Source organism: Pseudomonas salmasensis, assembly GCF_014268375.2.
GTDB lineage: Bacteria > Pseudomonadota > Gammaproteobacteria > Pseudomonadales > Pseudomonadaceae > Aquipseudomonas > Aquipseudomonas salmasensis.
Genome location: NZ_CP077083.1, coordinates 587,573 through 604,583, shown reverse-complemented (window position 1 = coordinate 604,583; position 17,011 = coordinate 587,573). Strand labels below are relative to the sequence as shown.

Annotated in this window: 14 protein-coding genes; 5 read left to right on the top strand and 9 right to left on the bottom strand. The window is 59.6% G+C overall.

All coding sequences use genetic code 11. From position 1 onward, the window contains the following. Positions 1 to 21: 21 nt before the first annotated feature. From glgA to HU731_RS02445, 8 genes are all read right to left on the bottom strand, one after another. Positions 22 to 1,578, bottom strand: coding sequence for a glycogen synthase GlgA (gene glgA / locus HU731_RS02480; RefSeq protein ID WP_186607530.1), 1,557 nt, complete (start codon positions 1,576 to 1,578; stop codon positions 22 to 24). 455 nt (positions 1,579 to 2,033) lie between these two features. Then, positions 2,034 to 2,987 (bottom strand): D-2-hydroxyacid dehydrogenase family protein, encoded by a 954-nt coding sequence (locus tag HU731_RS02475; protein ID WP_186607531.1) that lies wholly within the window; start codon positions 2,985 to 2,987, stop codon positions 2,034 to 2,036. Between the two features lie 25 nt (positions 2,988 to 3,012). After that, on the bottom strand, positions 3,013 to 4,014 hold the full coding sequence (locus tag HU731_RS02470; RefSeq protein WP_186607532.1) for an alpha/beta fold hydrolase: 1,002 nt from the start codon (positions 4,012 to 4,014) through the stop codon (positions 3,013 to 3,015). A 45-nt stretch (positions 4,015 to 4,059) separates the two neighbouring features. After that, positions 4,060 to 4,503 carry a YqaA family protein gene (locus HU731_RS02465; RefSeq protein WP_186607533.1) on the bottom strand — a complete coding sequence of 148 codons (444 nt, stop codon included), beginning with the start codon at positions 4,501 to 4,503 and terminating at the stop codon, positions 4,060 to 4,062. A 3-nt stretch (positions 4,504 to 4,506) separates the two neighbouring features. Next, positions 4,507 to 4,953 (bottom strand): DUF411 domain-containing protein, encoded by a 447-nt coding sequence (locus HU731_RS02460; RefSeq protein WP_186607534.1) that lies wholly within the window; start codon positions 4,951 to 4,953, stop codon positions 4,507 to 4,509. A gap of 93 nt (positions 4,954 to 5,046) precedes the next feature. Then, a complete protein-coding gene (locus HU731_RS02455; RefSeq protein ID WP_186607535.1) occupies positions 5,047 to 5,505 on the bottom strand; it encodes an SRPBCC family protein in 459 nt (152 codons plus the stop codon). 157 nt (positions 5,506 to 5,662) lie between these two features. Then, positions 5,663 to 6,334, bottom strand: coding sequence for a calcium-binding protein (locus HU731_RS02450; RefSeq protein ID WP_225931577.1), 672 nt, complete (start codon positions 6,332 to 6,334; stop codon positions 5,663 to 5,665). Between the two features lie 305 nt (positions 6,335 to 6,639). After that, positions 6,640 to 7,572: an AraC family transcriptional regulator gene (locus HU731_RS02445; RefSeq protein WP_186607537.1), complete on the bottom strand. Its 933-nt coding sequence runs from the start codon at positions 7,570 to 7,572 to the stop codon at positions 6,640 to 6,642. Between the two features lie 102 nt (positions 7,573 to 7,674). Here HU731_RS02445 and HU731_RS02440 point away from each other — a divergent pair, with 102 nt between their 5' ends. The 5 genes from HU731_RS02440 to HU731_RS02420 are packed head-to-tail and all read left to right on the top strand — an operon-like array spanning position 7,675 to position 12,080. Continuing rightward, entirely contained in the window at positions 7,675 to 8,235 is a 561-nt protein-coding gene (locus HU731_RS02440) for a carboxymuconolactone decarboxylase family protein (RefSeq protein WP_186607538.1), read from the top strand. Positions 8,236 to 8,274: 39 nt separating this feature from the next. Continuing rightward, positions 8,275 to 9,336 carry an acyl-CoA dehydrogenase family protein gene (locus HU731_RS02435; RefSeq protein WP_186607539.1) on the top strand — a complete coding sequence of 354 codons (1,062 nt, stop codon included), beginning with the start codon at positions 8,275 to 8,277 and terminating at the stop codon, positions 9,334 to 9,336. Continuing rightward, a complete protein-coding gene (locus HU731_RS02430) occupies positions 9,333 to 10,136 on the top strand; it encodes an ABC transporter ATP-binding protein (RefSeq protein WP_186607540.1) in 804 nt (267 codons plus the stop codon). The genes HU731_RS02435 and HU731_RS02430 overlap by 4 nt, the downstream gene beginning before the upstream one ends. Then, the gene (locus HU731_RS02425; protein WP_186607541.1) at positions 10,123 to 11,322 is read left to right on the top strand and encodes an ABC transporter substrate-binding protein; all 1,200 of its coding nucleotides are present in this window, start codon (positions 10,123 to 10,125) and stop codon (positions 11,320 to 11,322) included. The genes HU731_RS02430 and HU731_RS02425 overlap by 14 nt, the downstream gene beginning before the upstream one ends. Continuing rightward, the gene (locus tag HU731_RS02420) at positions 11,319 to 12,080 is read left to right on the top strand and encodes an ABC transporter permease (RefSeq protein WP_186607542.1); all 762 of its coding nucleotides are present in this window, start codon (positions 11,319 to 11,321) and stop codon (positions 12,078 to 12,080) included. The genes HU731_RS02425 and HU731_RS02420 overlap by 4 nt, the downstream gene beginning before the upstream one ends. A gap of 54 nt (positions 12,081 to 12,134) precedes the next feature. On the opposite strand, the gene HU731_RS02415 is transcribed toward HU731_RS02420, so the two are convergent. Next, entirely contained in the window at positions 12,135 to 16,994 is a 4,860-nt protein-coding gene (locus tag HU731_RS02415) for a membrane-targeted effector domain-containing toxin (protein ID WP_186607543.1), read from the bottom strand. Positions 16,995 to 17,011 lie beyond the last annotated feature (17 nt).

Sequence of the window (17,011 nt, the reverse complement as noted above, 5' to 3'; positions counted from 1 at the left end):
CTCCCTTAGTTGTTCCAATCGCTATTTGTTCGATTTCCCCAGGGCCTTGGCCACCAGTTGTTCGTAGAGTTCGGCGTAGGGTTCCACGGCCTGGCACCAGTTGAACGGCTGGGTCATGGCACGGCTGCGCATGGCATTGAGCAGACCGGGGAAGGCGAATACCTTGAAGGCGCGGCGCAGCGCCTCTTCGTAGCTTTGCACGGTGGATTCATTGAACAGGAACCCGGTGACGCCATCCTCAATGGTGTCCGCCAGCCCGCCGGTGTTACGCGCCACCGGCAACGAGCCGAAGCGTTGCGCATACATCTGGCTCAGGCCGCAAGGCTCGTAGCGCGACGGCATCAGCAGAAAATCGCTGCCGGCAAACATGCGGCGCGCATCGGTCTCATTGAAGCCGATGCGTACGCCCACCTGGCCTGGGAAGCGCAGCGCCAATTCGCGCATGGCTTGCTCTTCTTCCGGCTCGCCACGGCCGATGATCGCAATCTGGCCGCCGTTTTCAACGATGAAACTGGCGACGGCTTCGGTGAGGTCCAGGCCTTTCTGGTAGACCAGGCGCGAGACCACCGCGAACAGCGGGCCACTGGATGGCTGCAGCTCAAACAGCTCGCGCACATGGGCGGCATTGATGGCCTTGCCTTCCCAGTCGCCGATATTGAAGTTGTGGGTCAGGTGCGTGTCGGTGGAGGTTTCCCAGCTCTCATCGATGCCGTTGGGAATGCCGCTGAGCAGACCTTGCTGGGTCTTGCTGGCGAGGAAGCCATCCAGGCCACACCCGAATTCCGGGGTGGTGATCTCTTGGGCGTAGGTGGCGCTCACGGTGGTGATATGGCTGGAATACGCCATGCCCGCCTTGAGAAACGACATCTTGCCGTAGAACTCCATGCCTTCTTGTTGCAGGGCGTGGGGCGGAATGCCCAGCTCTGGCGTCGAGGCCAAGCTGACCACGCCCTGGTAGGCCAGGTTATGAATGGTGAACAGGGTTGGCGTGCGTGACCCACGCCAGTGCATGTAAGCCGGAGCCAGGCCCGCAGGCCAGTCATGCGCGTGCACCAGGTCTGGGCACCAGTGGATCTGCGCGAGGTTGGCGGCCATGTCGGCGGCGGCCAGGCCCAGGCGGGCGAAGCGGATATGGTTGTCTGGCCAGTCGCGACCATTGTTGGCGCCGTAGGGCGTGCCTTCACGCTCATACAGTTCGGGGCAGATCAGCACGTAGATGACCAGACCGTCCGCAAGGTCCATGCGCCCGATCTTGCACGGTGGCAACGCAGCGTGGCCGCCCAGTTCACCGACGATATGAATCGGGTTGTCGCTTTCCATCACTTGCGGGTAACCCGGGATCAGCACCCGCACATCATGCAGGTGGGCCATGGCGCGGGGCAGGGCAGCGGAGACGTCGCCCAGGCCACCGGTTTTCACCAGGTCCGCGAACTCGGAGGTGACAAACAAGACTTTCTTTCGATTCGGATTCTGACTCACGACCGGCCGCACAGTGTTGGGCAGGTCGGCCAAAGACTTAGGCCCTCCTGCCGGCTGACTAAAACGCTCTCCCTGAGTATCTACTGCGGCACTGATCATAATGCACTCCCATCTGTTGGTTGGCTAATGGCCCGCTGCCATCGGCTCCGAGTGACCGCATCCTGCGGCCAGGCACACAAGCGCTATACAAGCTGGCAAGGCGTATGCCAGTTGCAACGTCGGCTTAAAAAGATTGGATGAGCGGGCATTCGGCCTGAAGCGCGCGTGCTCGCCCTTACCTAAAACTTGACCAGCGGCAGGTTTCGAAAGTTTAGATTTTTTGCGGGGTTTTTGTTTTGGAACGGACCCATCGGTCATGAGTCTAGGACAGATCCCAGCGCCTGCTGGGTTTTCATGCAGATTTTGTAGGACAAAAAACTTTTAACGATATGCCACCCTGCCCCTGTAGGAGCGAGCTTGCTCGCAAAAAACCAGAGAGCGCCACGTAAAACCAGAATGCCCAAGTTATCGTCGGCGTTTTTCGCGAGCCACCAAGATTGCACTTTAATGGTGCGTCAGGTGAGCCCGCGAATGGGCACACCGCTGGCCCAAGCCTGGATATCGTCGATCATCTGCTGATAGAACTGCCGGTAATTCTGCTCGCTCACATACCCCACGTGTGGCGTAGCCAGCACAGTGGGCAGGCTGCGAAACGGATGGTCAGCCGGCAGCGGTTCCTCGGCATACACGTCCAGTGCCGCCCCGGCCAGGCGACCGCTGCGTAATGCCTGCACCAGCGCCTGCTCATCCACAATCGGCCCGCGTGCGGTGTTCACCAGTCGCGCGCTGGGTTTCATCCAACCCAAGGCTTGCGCATCCACCAGGCCACAACTGCGCTCGCTGAGCACCAGGTGGATGGTCAGGATATCTGCCTGCTCAAACAGCTCGCGCTTGCTGACCCAGGTCACCCCCGACTCCGCCGCACGTTCAGGCGTGAGGTTCTCACTCCAGGCAATCACCCGCATGCCAAACACCTGGGCGAACTTTGCGACTTTCTGGCCAATACTGCCCAGCCCCAGAATGCCCAGGGTCTTGCCGTGTAGGTCGCCGCCCAGGCCGACCTGCCATCCACCTGCGCGCAGCGAGTTGGCTTCGGCGAGCAGGTTGCGCGTAGAGGCCATGATCAAGGCCCAGGTCAGTTCCGGGGCGGCGTGCTTATAACTGTCGGTGCCGCACACCTGGATGCCCAGAGCCTTGGCTGCGGGAAGATCGATGGCGGCATTGCGCATGCCGCCGGTCACCAGCAATTTGAGCTTGGGCAGCCCTTGCAGCAGCGCCTTGTCAAAGGTCGAGCGTTCGCGCATCAGGCAAATCACCTCGAACCCTTTCAAGCGCTCGATCATGGTGGCGGTATCGGCGGGGTAGTCGTGGAGAAAATGCACCTTGCCCACGCTGTCCAGCGTCGACCAATCCACTACGTCTCTGGCCACGTGCTGCCAATCATCCAACACTGCGATCTGTATCGACATACACGCGGGCCTCGAAAAGTGGCAATTAAAGGGCTTTCAACCCCTGCAACAGGGCTTTATGAAACTGTTCAGGTTCTTCCATCTGCGGTGCATGGCCAAGGCCGGGGAACTCTACCAACGTGGCGCGGGGAATCAGCTTGGCCACCTGTTTGCCCAGTACCTCGTAATGACCGATTTTGGCCTTGACCGCCGGCGGCGCCACATCTTTGCCGATGGCGGTGGTGTCGCTGGTGCCGATCAGCAGCAGGGTGGGCACCTGCAGGTCCTTGAACTCGTAGTACACCGGTTGGGTGAAGATCATGTCGTAAATCAACGCCGAGTTCCAGGCAACCTGCAGATGCCCCGGGCCTTTGTTCAGGCCGGCGAGCATGTCCACCCAGCGCTCGTATTCAGGTTTCCAGCGCCCCACGTAATAGGTGGTGCGCTCATAGTTGCGTACACCGTCGGCGCTCAGTTTCAGCTCGCGCTGATACCACTGGTCGACGCTCTGGTAAGGCACACCGAGGGCTTTCCAGTCTTCCAAGCCGATGGGGTTCACGAGGCCAAGCTGTTCGGTTTGCTGGGGGTACATCAGCGCATAGCGCGTGGCGAGCATGCCGCCGGTGGAATGGCCGATCACCGTGGCTTTTTGAATGCCGAGCTTTTCCAGCAATTGGTGGGTGTTGGTCGCCAGTTGCTGGAAGCTGTACTGGTAGTGGTCGGGCTTGCTGGAGGTGCAAAAACCGATCTGGTCCGGGGCGATAACGCGGTAACCGGCGTCACTCAGGGCCTTGATCGAACCTTCCCAGGTGGCACCGCAGAAGTTCTTGCCGTGCATCAGCACCACGCTGCGACCGTTTGGAGTGCCGGTGGCGGGGACGTCCATGTAGCCCATTTGCAGGGATTTGCCTTGGGATTGGAAGGCAAAATGATTCAAGGGGTAGGGGTATTCAAAGCCCTGCAACTCAGGGCCGTAGGTGTCAGCTAACACGGGTGCCGCGCTGACCGACAACAGGCCGGCTACGCACAATGTACGGATGATAGGCATGGGTTTTGGCTCCGAGACAGATGCCCGGATGCTCTTTGCCCGCGATTAACGGGGGATTAACGCCCACTGCAACGTCAGCGCTGCGAGTACGCCATAACGCAGGCTTTTTGCCAGGGTTACCAGCAGTAGAAAGCGCCATAACGGCTCACGCATCACCCCAGCCACCAACGTCAGCGGGTCACCAATGATCGGCACCCAACTGAGCAACAATGTCCAATGCCCCCAGCGCGCGTAATGGCTGCGAGCCTTGTCCAACTGCCTGGCGCTGACCGGGAACCAACGCCGTTCCTTGAAGCGTTCCACCGAGCGGCCCAGCAGCCAATTGACTACCGACCCCAGCACGTTACCCAGGGTGGCGATGCCCAGCAGCAGCCACAGGTTGTAATGCTCGCTGAGCAGCAGGCCGACCAGCACGGCTTCCGATTGCAGGGGCAATAACGTCGCGGCGCCAAATGCCGCGACGAACAGCCCCAGGTAACCCATCAACACCGGTCAGTGAGCCGGGTAGTCCGCTACCACCACGTCTTTGCCGTCTCGGGTCAGGCCAATGATTTGATAGGCCTCGCTGCGTCCGTCCACTTCCATGCCTGGCGAGCCCAACGGCATGCCCGGTGCGGCAAGGCCCAGCAGGTCGTTGCGCTTGCGCAGAGCCAGAACCTGCTCGGCAGGCACGTGGCCTTCGACGAATTTGCCGTCGATGACCGCGGTGTGGCACGAACCAAGGCGTGGCGCCACGCCCAGGCGTTGTTTTACCGCGCTTATGTCGGCTTCAAGGTGGTCGTTGACCTTGAAACCGTTACTCTCCAAGTGGCTGATCCACTTTTTGCAGCAGCCGCAGTTGGCGTCGCGGTGGACGTCGATGGGGATCAGCTCGGCGGCCTGAGCCAGGGTGGTGGTGAACAGGGCACTGAGCAGGGCCAGTCGCAATGGGGTTTTCATCGTGGGTCTCACTGAAGGCGCGGCAATAAGCCGGGCATTCTCCCTGCTTTTGCGGGCATGTTTGCAATGTGTCGCCGTTGTAATGTTTCTAAATTATACGAAGCACTGGTTTTCCAGTCGCTGCTTGAGCCGGTCCAACGCAATCGCCGACAACGCGACCATGCGCTCATGCAAAGACGCCAGTTGCAGTTCGGTCTCGTAAGTCAGCACCCGCTTGAACAGCGTACCGCCCTGATGAGCGTGCAAGAAGTAATGGATGGAACCGTCAACCGCCAGGGAGGTGAACACGGTTTTGAACTCGCTGGGGCGGCGGGCGATTTGTACGCGGTAACTCATGGGGACGCGTATGCCCAGCAGGTCGATGATTTCGGTAAAGCGCGTGCCCACCGGCAATGAGCCTGTGGTACCGGTGTCGGCGCTGAGGGAGGTGGGGTGCCATTCGTGCCAGCGGTCGGGCTGGGTGACATAGTCATAAACCGCCTCGATCGGCGCCTGGATGAAGCGCTCCTGACTGATCTGCTCCAAGCGGACCGAATGCTCAGTCGCGTGCATGACACACCTCCTGTGTGGCGGTTTTTACACTAGGAGCTGTGAGAATAGTCTGACTCCTGTGCTTTGCACGGGAGTATTCAGACCATTGATCAACACCCCTCAAGGCGACCCTTCACGGTTCTCCTCAGTCAAAGCGTTGATGGGGAGGAGGGGCGACCTAGGTGAGTGAAAGTAGTCTTTTGTTCTGATTGCCCCCCAACGTGTGGTGAACTTCGCCGTTATAGAAGGCGGTACGCGCATATCCTGTCAGATGATCACGGCCGTTACCGCCATTGAGCACGTTGTTACCGGTACCGGCGAAGAGGCTGTCGTCGCCGTCGCCACCGTCCAGGAAGTTCTGCTTATTCGCGTTGCCAACCCCTGCGTAGAGCCGGTCGTTGCCCTCGTTGCCCAATAGTACCGTGTTGCCCTGACCACCCAAGATCAGGTCGTCTCCGTCATTGCCTTCGACATAACCGTCGTTGCTGCCCAAGATCAGGTTATCGTTGCCCGCCCCACCAAAGAGCGCAGAAATGCCTCCTCCCGCCTGGATGAAGTCGTGGCCGCGGCCGCCATCGACTTGCAGAACATGCTTGACGTCATCATCGACGATGACCCTGTCATCGCGACCGTTGGCTTTGATCCACAGGCTTTGCTCCGGCCCTTGTGGTGCTTTGGCATCGAGCAGGTAGGACGTGCCATTGATGATGAACTGCAGCTTGTCTCCTGGCCAACGACGCACATGGATGCGATCGGCATCATCACCGGTTTCTACCACAAGCCGGCTGGAGACAATTTTTGGCTTTTCAGCGTCCTTGGTGTTCCACGTGATTTCGCGGCTGAAGGTCACGCCACTTTTCTCCAGCAACCGATGCGTTCGCACGTTTTGGGCCCCTGGCGTCAGGTCGCAGGGCGGATCGTAAGGCGACGGGTCGTTTGTTTTCGGTTCGATGGAGGGCGTGGAATGTCGTGTTACTACTGGGTAAGTGAGAGGAGATAGCATTAGGTGTCCTTCGGTTGATCGTAGAAAGTCTGACGGGGCGTCATGACTACTCTTGCGTGGAAGACCGGCCGAAAGAGTTCCTGTGGGTGAAGGGAGGATGTGATTCAAAGCGTTTGTACCGAGCCTGTATCGGCGACCGGTCAGGTCGCGTTTTACTGGCCACGGGTAGCAGGCTGACTGTGCAGTTGGTCTCTGCGGTAAGCCCCAGGCTGTTGCCCGGTGATCTTACGAAATGCACGGGTAAACGCCGCCACCGACTGATACCCGGCCGCCAGCGACACCTCGGCCACGGTCTGGTCCGCCTTGAGTAACCCACAGGCGTGGCGCATGCGGATCATCAGCAGTACTTGCCCGGGCGACTGCCCGCACAATTCGCTGAAGCGCTTGAAAAACGCCGAGCGCGAAAGCCCCGTGCAGGCCGCCATGCTTTCCAGGCTCCAGGGCTCGGCAGGGCGAGCGATCAATTGCTCCAGCAAATGTGCGAACGCAGGTGTTCGGCCCAGCGCCGCCAAGCCGCCAAGCTCGGTGTTATCGAGCACTTGCTGACGCAGCACATACAGGAACAACAGGTGGCACAGGCGCTCAAGCAGCGCGGAAGAGGGCGCTGGTGCGCGTGCGCATTCTTGCAGGATCAATTCGAACAGGTTGCGTGCAGCCGTCAGCGACGGGTCGCCGGCGCGCAGGATGATCCAGCTGGGCAGGGTGTCGACGATTAGTGTCGACAAGCCGGATTGGAAGTGAAAGAAACCGCAGACTAATCCCACACCGTCCGTGGCCATGCTATCGAGGGGCAGCATCGCGCGGCGTGGGCACTCCTGGGCGCCGGCTGCCGTGGCTTGGCCGGAGAGCCGGAAGGCAAAGTCACGCAGCAGAAACACCGCGTCACCATTATTCAGGTGTTGTGGCCTTGGATCGCCGTCGATATGCAGCCAGCATTCGCCCTGCACGATCAAGTGGAAGCTCGCCTGTGCCAGGCCGTGGGTGCTCGCGTGCCAGTCACCGCAATAGCGGCCGACGTGAAACAGGCTGGTGTTGAGTTCGAGGCTATCTAATAACCAATCGACAAGTACGCCGGACGAATTCATCTAATGGAAAGACTCAAGAGCAAGTAATCGCTACTTTAGCCTATTGAGCGCTTTTTTTAGAACCAACAGACTGGGGCATTCGAACCCAACAGGAGTCCCGTCATGTCCCGTGTACCGTTGCTCACCCCGGAAACTGCCCCGCAAGCCGCCAAACCCTTCCTGGAAAACGCGCTCAAAGGCTCGGGTTTTATTCCTAACCTGCTGGGGGTACTGGCCAACGCACCGGCTGCGCTGGAAACCTACATCACCGTCTCCGGCTTGAATGCGAAGGCCGAACTGAGCCTGGCCGACCGTGAAGTGGTGCAGTTGATTGCCGCCACCAGCCACGGGTGTGATTTCTGCGTCGCCGGGCACACCGCAGTTGCCCGAAATAAAGCCAAGTTGCCAGAGGAGGTGATCGAGGCCCTGCGCCGCCGCAGTGAATTGCCTGACGCGCGCTATGAGACACTCGCCGCCTTTACCCGAGAAGTGATCGCCACCCGTGGGGATGTGAGTGATGCGGGCTTTGAGGCATTCCGCGCCGCCGGCTACACCGACGGCCACGCGCTGGAAGTTATCCTGGGTGTCAGCCTGGCAACGCTGTGCAACTTCGCCAACGTGTTTGCCCGCACCCCGCTGAACCCGGAGCTGGCGCAATACCGTTGGGAAAAACCGGCCAACTGATTCGGCGTTGGCCCACCTGCTGTAAAAGGAGAGACATGAATGCTTGACCCAATCTTGAGCCGTTGGCTCGATGTTCAAGCGCAGGCCCTGGACGTGGGCAGTTGCGATCCACAGGAAGTGCTGCCGCGGCTGGCAGAAGCCAATATTCTGAAAATCGGCGTGCCCACCCAACTGGGCGGCCTGGGCGGTGATGTGGCGGGTGCCGTCGAGGCCATCGCCAATGTGGCCAGCCATTCCCTGGCAGCGGCATTTGTGTGCTGGGGCCAGCGCTCGTTTATCGAGTACTTGCTGCAGAGTCCCAATCAGCGCCTGCGCGAGCAACTGATGCCAGACCTGCTCAGCGGCAAGTTGGCCGGGGCCACCGGGCTGTCGAATGCGATGAAGTTTCTGTCGGGTATCGAGACGTTGCAGATCAGCGCCGAGCCCAACGACCACGGTTGGACCCTCAACGGTCGCCTGCATTGGGTGACCAATTTGCGCAAGAACGGTTTTGTCGCTGCGGCGGCCATCGAGCATGCAGGCGGCGGCGCGCCGTTTATCCTGGCGATTCCGGATTCGGTGGCCGGGTTACAGCGTTCACGCGACCTGGAGCTGCTCGGGCTGCAATCGAGCAACACCGCAGCGCTTGGCCTGGAAGGCGTGGAGCTGAGTCGCGAGTGGTTGTTGCACGAGGATGCGCGCAAGTTCTTGCCAGTGGTACGCCCGGCGTTCCTGGGCTTGCAGTGCGGCATGTCGATTGGCTTGGCCCGGCGTTCCCTGGCCGAAGTGGCCCACCATTTGGGTGCCAGTCGCACTGTACTGCGCGAAGAGTTGGAAGCCCTGCGCGTGACCCTGGATCATCTGGTCAGCGAGCTTAAAAATGGGTTGTTGGCCGGGCGTTTTACCGCCGAGCCGATACCGCTGTTCAAGCTGCGCATCGCCCTGGCCGAAACCGCCGCCAGCGCCGTGCAGCTTGAACTGCAAGCCAGCGGCGGCAAGGCCTATCTCACCGCCCACGGCAGCGGGTTTGCCCGGCGCTGGCGCGAGTCGGCCTTTGTGCCGATCGTGACGCCCAGCCTGGTGCAATTGCGTACCGAGCTTAACCGCCAGGCCAGTCTATGAGCCAGGCGGTATTGACGGCCCAGGGTATTTGCCTGGGGTATGGCAGTGGGCCGGTGCTGCAGGGCTTCGACTTGCACTTGCAACCGGGCGAAGTGGTGTCGATCCTGGGCCCCAGCGGCGTGGGCAAATCCAGCCTGCTGCGGGTGCTGGCCGGCTTGCAGGCACCTCAATCTGGCCGTGTGCAGGTATTGGGCGAGCCATTGAGCGGCCCGCATCCGCGCGTGGTGGTGGCCTTTCAAGACCCGAGCCTGCTGCCTTGGCTGACCCTGGAAAAGAACGTCGCCTTTGGTCTGGATTTCGCCCGCCAACCGCACTTGAGTGTTGAAGAGCTCCGCCGGCGTGTCGACCACGCCATTGCCGCGGTGGGGCTGGAGCCTGCGCGCCAGCAGTTCCCGGCGCAGTTGTCCGGTGGCATGGCCCAGCGCACGGCATTGGCTCGCTGCCTGGCGCGTCAGCCGCAAGTGTTGCTGCTCGACGAACCCTTCGGCGCGCTGGACGAAGTCACCCGCGCCGATATGCAGCACCTGCTGCTCAAGGTCAATCGTGAGCAAGGCTCGGCGGCCGTATTGATCACCCACGACATCGACGAAGCACTGCTGCTGTCGGACCGCATCCTGCTACTGGGTAACCGCCCGGCGCGGACGTTGGGCGAGTGGGCTATCGACCTGCCGCACCCTCGTGAAGAACAGGTCGAGGCCATTGGCGCGCTGCGTATCGAAATTCTGAAAACCTTACGGCAGGCGAGCCGCCCTCAACCCCACCCCCTTGAACAACAGGAGTTTACCCATGTGTCTGGATGACCTGACCCACTCGCGCCGTGACTTTCTCAAACTCTCCGCCGTGCTCAGTGCCGCAGGCGCCTTGCCGCTGTTGAGCAGCCTGCAGGCGCGCGCCGCCAGCGAGCCCGACGCGCCGGTGCGCATCGGCTACTTGCCCATCACTGACGCCACACCACTGCTGGTGGCCCACAACAACGGCCTGTTCGAAGCCGAAGGTATCAAGGCCGAGCGCCCGGTGTTGTTGCGCAGTTGGGCCCAGGTAATCGAGGCGTTTATCTCCGGCCAGGTCAACGTCATACACCTGCTGTCGCCGATGACCGTATGGGCGCGCTATGGCAGCAAGGTGCCGGCCAAAGTCGTGGCGTGGAACCATGTGGGCGGGTCGGGCTTGAGCGTATCCCCAGGCATTACCGACGTGAAGCAACTGGGCGGCAAGTCGGTGGCGATTCCGTTCTGGTACTCGATTCATAACGTGGTGGTGCAGCAACTGTTCCGCGATAACGGCCTCACGCCCGTTACTCGCGCCACTGGCAGTTCGATTGCCGCCAATGAGGTCAACCTGATCGTGTTGCCGCCCTCGGACATGCCTCCGGCCCTGGCCAGCAAACGCATCGACGGCTACATCGTCGCCGAGCCGTTCAATGCCCTGGCAGAAAACCTCAAGGTCGGTCGCGTGCAGCGCTTTACCGGCGACGTGTGGCGCAACCATGCCTGCTGCGTGGTGTTCATGCATGAGCACGACCTGACCAACCGTCCGCAGTGGTCGCAGAAGGTGGTGAATGCTATCGTCAAGGCCCAGGTGTGGACCCGCGACAACCGTGAAGAGGCGGTTAAGCTGCTGTCCAAGGATGGCCCGAACCGTTACACCCCCCATGCCGAACCGGTGTTGAGCAAAGTCCTGAACCCCGCAGCAAGCGACCGCGCAGGCTATGTGGCCGACGGCGCGATCCAGCATGCCAACTGGGACGAGCATCGCATCGACTTTCAACCCTACCCGTTCCCCAGCTACACCGAAGAACTGGTGCGGCGCTTGAAGGACACCTTGATCGAAGGCGACAAAAAATTCCTCGCAGACCTGGACCCAGCCTTCGTGGCCAAGGACCTGGTGGACGACCGCTTCGTGCGCAAGGCGATTGAAGCCGTGGGCGGCATGCAGACCTTCGGTTTGCCGGACGGTTATGAGCGGCACGAGGAGATCGGCGTTTGAACAACAGCACAATCCCCGGCTGGTGGCTGGGGCTGAGTGGCTTGGCGGGTTTGTTGGTGCTGTGGTGGTTGGGCGTGAACGTGTTTGGCGAGGCCGATGGCCTGTCGGCGCGTTTTTCCCTGGCGGCCACTGCCAGCAGCCTGTGGGAATTGCTCGGGCGCGGCGAGCTGTACCTGCATATCGCCGTGAGCCTGAAGCGTATTTTTGTCGGGCTGTTCCTGGCGTTGTTGGTCGGGGTGCCCCTCGGTTTGCTGGTGGGCAGTTCGCGTAACCTGGAGGCGGCGACCACGCCGGCGTTCCAGTTTCTGCGGATGATTTCACCCCTGTCCTGGATGCCGATCGTGGTGATGCTGATGGGCGTGGGCGACCAGCCAATCTACTTCCTGCTGGCCTTTGCCGCCGTCTGGCCGATCATGCTCAACACCGCAGCGGGCGTACGTCAGTTGGACCCGCGCTGGTTGCAGCTGAGCAAGAGCTTGAGCGCCACGCGTTGGGAGACATTGCGCCGGGTGGTCATTCCTGGCGTCGTCGGGCATGTGCTGACCGGCGTGCGCCTGGCCATCGGTATCCTGTGGATCGTGCTGGTGCCGTGCGAGATGCTTGGGGTGAGTGCGGGGCTGGGGTATTACATCCTCGACACCCGTGATCGGCTCGCGTATTCGGAGTTGATGGCGATGGTGGTGGTGATCGGCGTGCTGGGGTTTGCGCTGGATGCGTTTGCGCGTGGGTTACACCGGCGGTGGGTGCATGGCGGCTGATGAACTTGATCGTTGCCTGCGTGCTGCGCAGGCAACTATTTAATTAACGCACTGTCAGGTTGGTAGCGAATAGATTTGCAGGTCTCCTGTCAGATCGTTTCCCTCGCTCAGGATGCCCATCGGGCCTGGTTTGGCTTTGTCCGCGGCTTTCGCGCCGTAGCCCACGTTCATGCCTATTCGTTCGTAAACACCGATACCGATCCCTCCGGTCGCCTCAGCCAGGCCGATGACGCCTTGGGTAGTGTTGATGTGTTGGCGCCCCACCAAGGCGATCACTTTACCCTCGTGTTTGTGTTGTTCAATGATGCGTGTGGCGTAGTAGTTAAATTGCTTGAGTCGCTGCAGGTTTCGATCGGCTTCTCCTAGCGCCCTATAGGTGTCGCGGTTATGCCGGTGGCGTGTCAGATACATGTGGTCCAGTGGCACGACCTTTATTCCGGCCTTTTCGAATTTTTCCCTCAGCGTATCAAGATTGAATTGAGGGTGGGCGGGTCTCAGGCCAGGACCTGTAAAACCCATGCCATCGTCTATGAGCTTTCCGGCTCTGTCATAGACGACACCTTCAATGCCGACCACCTTTACATTTTTGCGCTTGAACATCTCTATGCTTTTGTCTATTTCACGGAACATGGCCAGGTTCTGGTGGCTCTCCCCAAATATCACCACATCCGAGCTGTCCAGGGCTTTTTCGATCAGATCGGGTATGTTTTCGTAGTCTGCCGTTTCTGCAATCACGGGGCGATTCGGTGGGTTCAGCGGGTCAAACGCTTGAAGAAATTCATTCATTTCATGCTCAAACCGCTTCTCTGTCGGCCCCCTGCGGCTCGGTGTGAAATGGGCTTCATTGGAAGCACCATTAAAGCGCTTTATGTATTCGCCTTCGACGGCATCCAGATGATCGGTTTTGTCGACTATCGGCGGTTTCGTTGCCGGGCTCCCATTGCTGTACGGCATTTTTGTATTGGTTTTTTTATAGGGCTGAAATCGGTTGTTGGGACGAGTGCTCACATGCCCTCGAGGGGAAAAGTCAGCCTGGGGGGAGGGGGGCATCAGCGTATGCACCGGATCGAAATCCTGAGGTGCACCGAAAGCGTCCTGCTTATGCGCATCGTATGCATACCAACGCTTATCCCGCATCACCGCACTGCCTTCGACACTCTTTCCGCCGATGTTAAAAGTGCCTGTTGCGGCGGCCTCAAAACGCTTGCTCGCTTCGACCAGGTTACTGCCCGTGGCCATGCCGCGCATTCGTTGAACACCCGCGCGGGCGGAGCTAGCACCTTCTGTCAGTAATTTCCCTGCGCCTACCGTCAAGTCACCTAGGCCACCCAGCGGGTTGAATGCGCTGAAGGCGGTGGCCCCAATGATTCGGCTGCTGCGGGCGACTTTGGCGAACGCATTGCCGGTTTTGCCGGCGCCTTTTGCCAACTTTCCGACCATGCCCACGCCCGCAGTGAGGAAGCCGAACAAATCAAACGTCAAGTCTATGGCACCGTCCTTTATGTTACCGTTGCGAAAATTGACGATGGCCGATCTGAAGGGGATAAGATCCAGCAAAAACTCGCCTATCGTGGTGAGGGTGTCACGCTGTTGTTCCCTGGCCGTTCTGCCTTCGGCCCGGCGCCTGACTGCGTCACTGTCAATCCCCAGCCCCTCCACGACCGCTTTTGCTACATCCTGAATGCGCGAGTTTTGGAAGTGGTTCTGATTATTGCCGTGATACAGCGGTATCCCATGCTTTAAAGAGCCGGAGTTGGGGGAATACTCCTCGACCCTGATGACTTCGTCCGAAAAAGTGACGGGTTTGTGGTTGTCAGGGTGTAATCCGGTTTTTTTAATGGTGCCTTTCTCGGTGTCAAACAAGTATGACTGCTTTTTTCCATTCAGCTCGGTTTGCACTTGAATGGTAGTGCTCGAATGGAACAGCTTTTCACCGACGAATGGAACGTAAGAAGCCCTGTAAGAGTTTTCTTTGAAGAACCGGATTTTGCCGAAGTTAAGTTGGGTTCGGTCTTCCAGGGGCAAGTGCGTGATAGCGTTCATCACCAGATGCTTTTTGATGTCTTTGTAGAGGTTGGTGACCTCCGTGAATTTCTTGCTGAACTCGCCCACGACGTTGTATTCAGCTTTATTACGAGTGAACGCGACAAAGTCGTCAAATGTTTGCTTGCTGATTGTGGCGCCATCCCTGAGCTGCCAATACTCATCGAGTTTCATCCCCTCCATGGTGAGGTCCAGCATCGAATGGGCGGGGCCGAATCTAGGGCCGATAGATTCAGGCCCGTAGTTGATGCGCAGGCACTTTTCTTCAAAATCGATATCATCGCCGAATTTTTCTTTGAGCAGAGCCAATGCCATTGCCCTTCGATTCGGCATCGGTGTTTCAAGCCATTCGGACATTACTTTCAGAGCATCCAGTTGCTGGTTGAACACCGTACGGGCGTATTCGATGTTCTCCTGCGGGTGAACGCCACTAGGGTGGACATGGATAATTTGATTGGCAACTGCCCAGTCGATCAGTACCGCTTTCTGTACCGCTTCGCTGGCCGGCGGTGTGTCTTCTGCAGCCAGCATGACTTCACTGAAACTCATCGACGCAGCCTTGCCAGGCGTTTGTGCTTCGATGCGGGCTACTGCCAGGCACAGATTCGCCCATGCCATGCTGCCGACGGTGACGGCGGCAGGAATGTCTTTGACCAAGAACTGAGGGGCGACACGTCCCAACAGCAGGCGCGCGCCCAATGCAGCTGTCTCCTTGGAGGTCTTGCCACTGGTAATCAGGTGCTCTGCCAGGGCGCCGATAATGTTTGAGGGCGGCTTGCTCCAGAATGTATCGGCAGCGAGATCGAAGCCTGCCACACGGCTTTGGCTGGGATGGTCGATGGACTCGTGATCAAGCCCCAAATGGATCGCCGCCAATACGTAATCGTTGATACTGCTGTGGGTGGCTATGCCATTGATCTTGCTTTGGAGCGCTTCGCCCAGGGCCTTGTAACGGGGCGAGTCGAGCAGTTTTTCCAGCGCTTTGGTTGGGTCTTGCAGGTCGGTTGGCGACAACGATACGGCGTTGACCAGGTAGTCCAATGCGCCCCAGCTGGGATGTTGCAACGGCAAGCCCTCAAGGCTGGCGCTGTTGCCTGCGACTACGTTGAACAGTTCGCGTTGGTTTTCAACGCTCAGGGGCAGTGGCCATGACAGGGCGCCTGCGAAATTGCCCAAGGGGTGCTGCTGCGCTCGAACGTTCGCGGTTTGCGCCAAGGCCAGTAGGTCGTCGAGGGTCTTGGGCAATGGCAAGCCGTTTTCAGTCAGGAACGCTTCAACGCTTACGGACATGCCAGGTGCGCGTATATAGGTTTGGTAATGGCCGGAGTCTGGCGCGATATTCATCGGTGTTTTTTTCAGGATGGCCGACACGTCCCGCTCTGTGGGTTTTTCCGGCAATGTCTGGACGGACTCGTTGAGTGTTTGAGCCAGGTATTGCCAGTTTTTCTGATCCCCAAGGCTTTGATCCAGCGCCTGGCGAGGGCCCTGATTGCGTGATTGGTTGTCCAGCCATTGCTCGCGCGTCAACAAGGCGTTGTCGCCGTCGAAATGCCACCCCAGGTCGGCGGCTTCATGCAGGCCTCTCTCAGTCAACAGGTGTCGCCAGGGGTCTACTAATATCGGTTCTTGGCTGTGCGCGTCATAGAGCGCTCGTAGTTCGTTGCTCACCTGCTGTCGCTGGCGCTCCAGCAATTGCGGCACGCCTGCCGCAATGACGTCGGCCTCCACCGGGGAGAGGTTCTGGCTCAACTGATTTTTCCAGTCATCCTTCAGGCCCTGCTGAACAACGGCTGGCAAGCTTTGCAATAATTGCTGCGCGGCATCGGGGTCGTCATTGATGCGTTGACGCAGCGCCGCCAGTGCCGCGGCCGGGCTGTCGAATGTTTCGTAGCCATCGCGGGGGGTGTAGAGCACGGTCAGCCCTTGCTGATCGCCTGGGCGCAAGGTCCGGTCAGTGTTCGCGCTATCGAATGGGCGTGTCGCTGACGACCCATCGCTGCGGGTGACCAGGAAGGCACCTGCCAGCAGGCTGCCGGCCGGGCGTGGTACCTCGAGCTTGATCGGGTAGACACCCGGCCGTTCTCCATCTTTCATCGCGCTTTCCCGAGCTTCCAGGGTCGGGTATTCGAATGCCTTGTCGATCAATGATTTGGCAGCGGGCGTCAACGCGCCGTCTTCCACGCCCAACGCTGCCAGGGTGGAGAGCATCTCTCGGTGAATACCCAGTAACTCGTTTTGGGCTGACTCAGGATTGGGTTCGCCCGTGCGTGGCTCGGTCCAGAATCGGGCAAGGCTCAGGGGCAGTTCTTTTTCGATGGCTTGTGCCATTGAAAGCAGGGGGTCGCGAGCCTTCAATTGCTCGCTGCTTTCGCTTGGCGAGTCGCTGCGGTAAAAGCCGATTTCCATGCCGGCGGTGCTGGTCGAGGGCTGAGCGTCGGGAGATGTCTTGAGCTGGCGCAACGCATTGAATAGCGCCTCAGTGATGCCTTCCACCGAGACCAACGTGCGTTGGCCCTGCTCATCGGTGTGGTAGCGGTGCACGTACAGCGACGAGACGTCCACGGGAGGCGTAATGCCGAAACTCCGAGCGAGTTGCTGCTCGATAACACCGCTGAGCGTCGGCTGGCGTAGCAGCAGTGCCTGAATGTCCTGGTTGAGGGCCTGGTATTGATTGAGCAGCAGGCGTTGGTCGGTGATTTGCAGGCCCTTGATCAGGTCAGAGCGAATCGCGCTGACCGGTGCGATAGCCTCTACCTCAGGAGCAGAAGGGGCTTGGGCCGAGGGTGACATCTGTGAGGTGTGAGAAGCCTGGGTGGTTTCCTCGCTGGAGATGTCCCGGCGCAGGCGAGGGTGGGCGATACCTGTAAGCAAGTGAGTTATTCCGATGG

Coding starts and splice junctions, on each gene's coding strand:
- HU731_RS02475 (WP_186607531.1), bottom strand. CDS start 2,987: ATGTCGATACAGATCGCAGTGTTGGATGATTGGCAGCACGTGGCCAGA.
- HU731_RS02445 (WP_186607537.1), bottom strand. CDS start 7,572: ATGAATTCGTCCGGCGTACTTGTCGATTGGTTATTAGATAGCCTCGAA.
- HU731_RS02460 (WP_186607534.1), bottom strand. CDS start 4,953: ATGAAAACCCCATTGCGACTGGCCCTGCTCAGTGCCCTGTTCACCACC.
- HU731_RS02425 (WP_186607541.1), top strand. CDS start 10,123: ATGTGTCTGGATGACCTGACCCACTCGCGCCGTGACTTTCTCAAACTC.
- glgA (WP_186607530.1), bottom strand. CDS start 1,578: ATGATCAGTGCCGCAGTAGATACTCAGGGAGAGCGTTTTAGTCAGCCG.
- HU731_RS02430 (WP_186607540.1), top strand. CDS start 9,333: ATGAGCCAGGCGGTATTGACGGCCCAGGGTATTTGCCTGGGGTATGGC.
- HU731_RS02470 (WP_186607532.1), bottom strand. CDS start 4,014: ATGCCTATCATCCGTACATTGTGCGTAGCCGGCCTGTTGTCGGTCAGC.
- HU731_RS02455 (WP_186607535.1), bottom strand. CDS start 5,505: ATGCACGCGACTGAGCATTCGGTCCGCTTGGAGCAGATCAGTCAGGAG.
- HU731_RS02435 (WP_186607539.1), top strand. CDS start 8,275: ATGCTTGACCCAATCTTGAGCCGTTGGCTCGATGTTCAAGCGCAGGCC.
- HU731_RS02440 (WP_186607538.1), top strand. CDS start 7,675: ATGTCCCGTGTACCGTTGCTCACCCCGGAAACTGCCCCGCAAGCCGCC.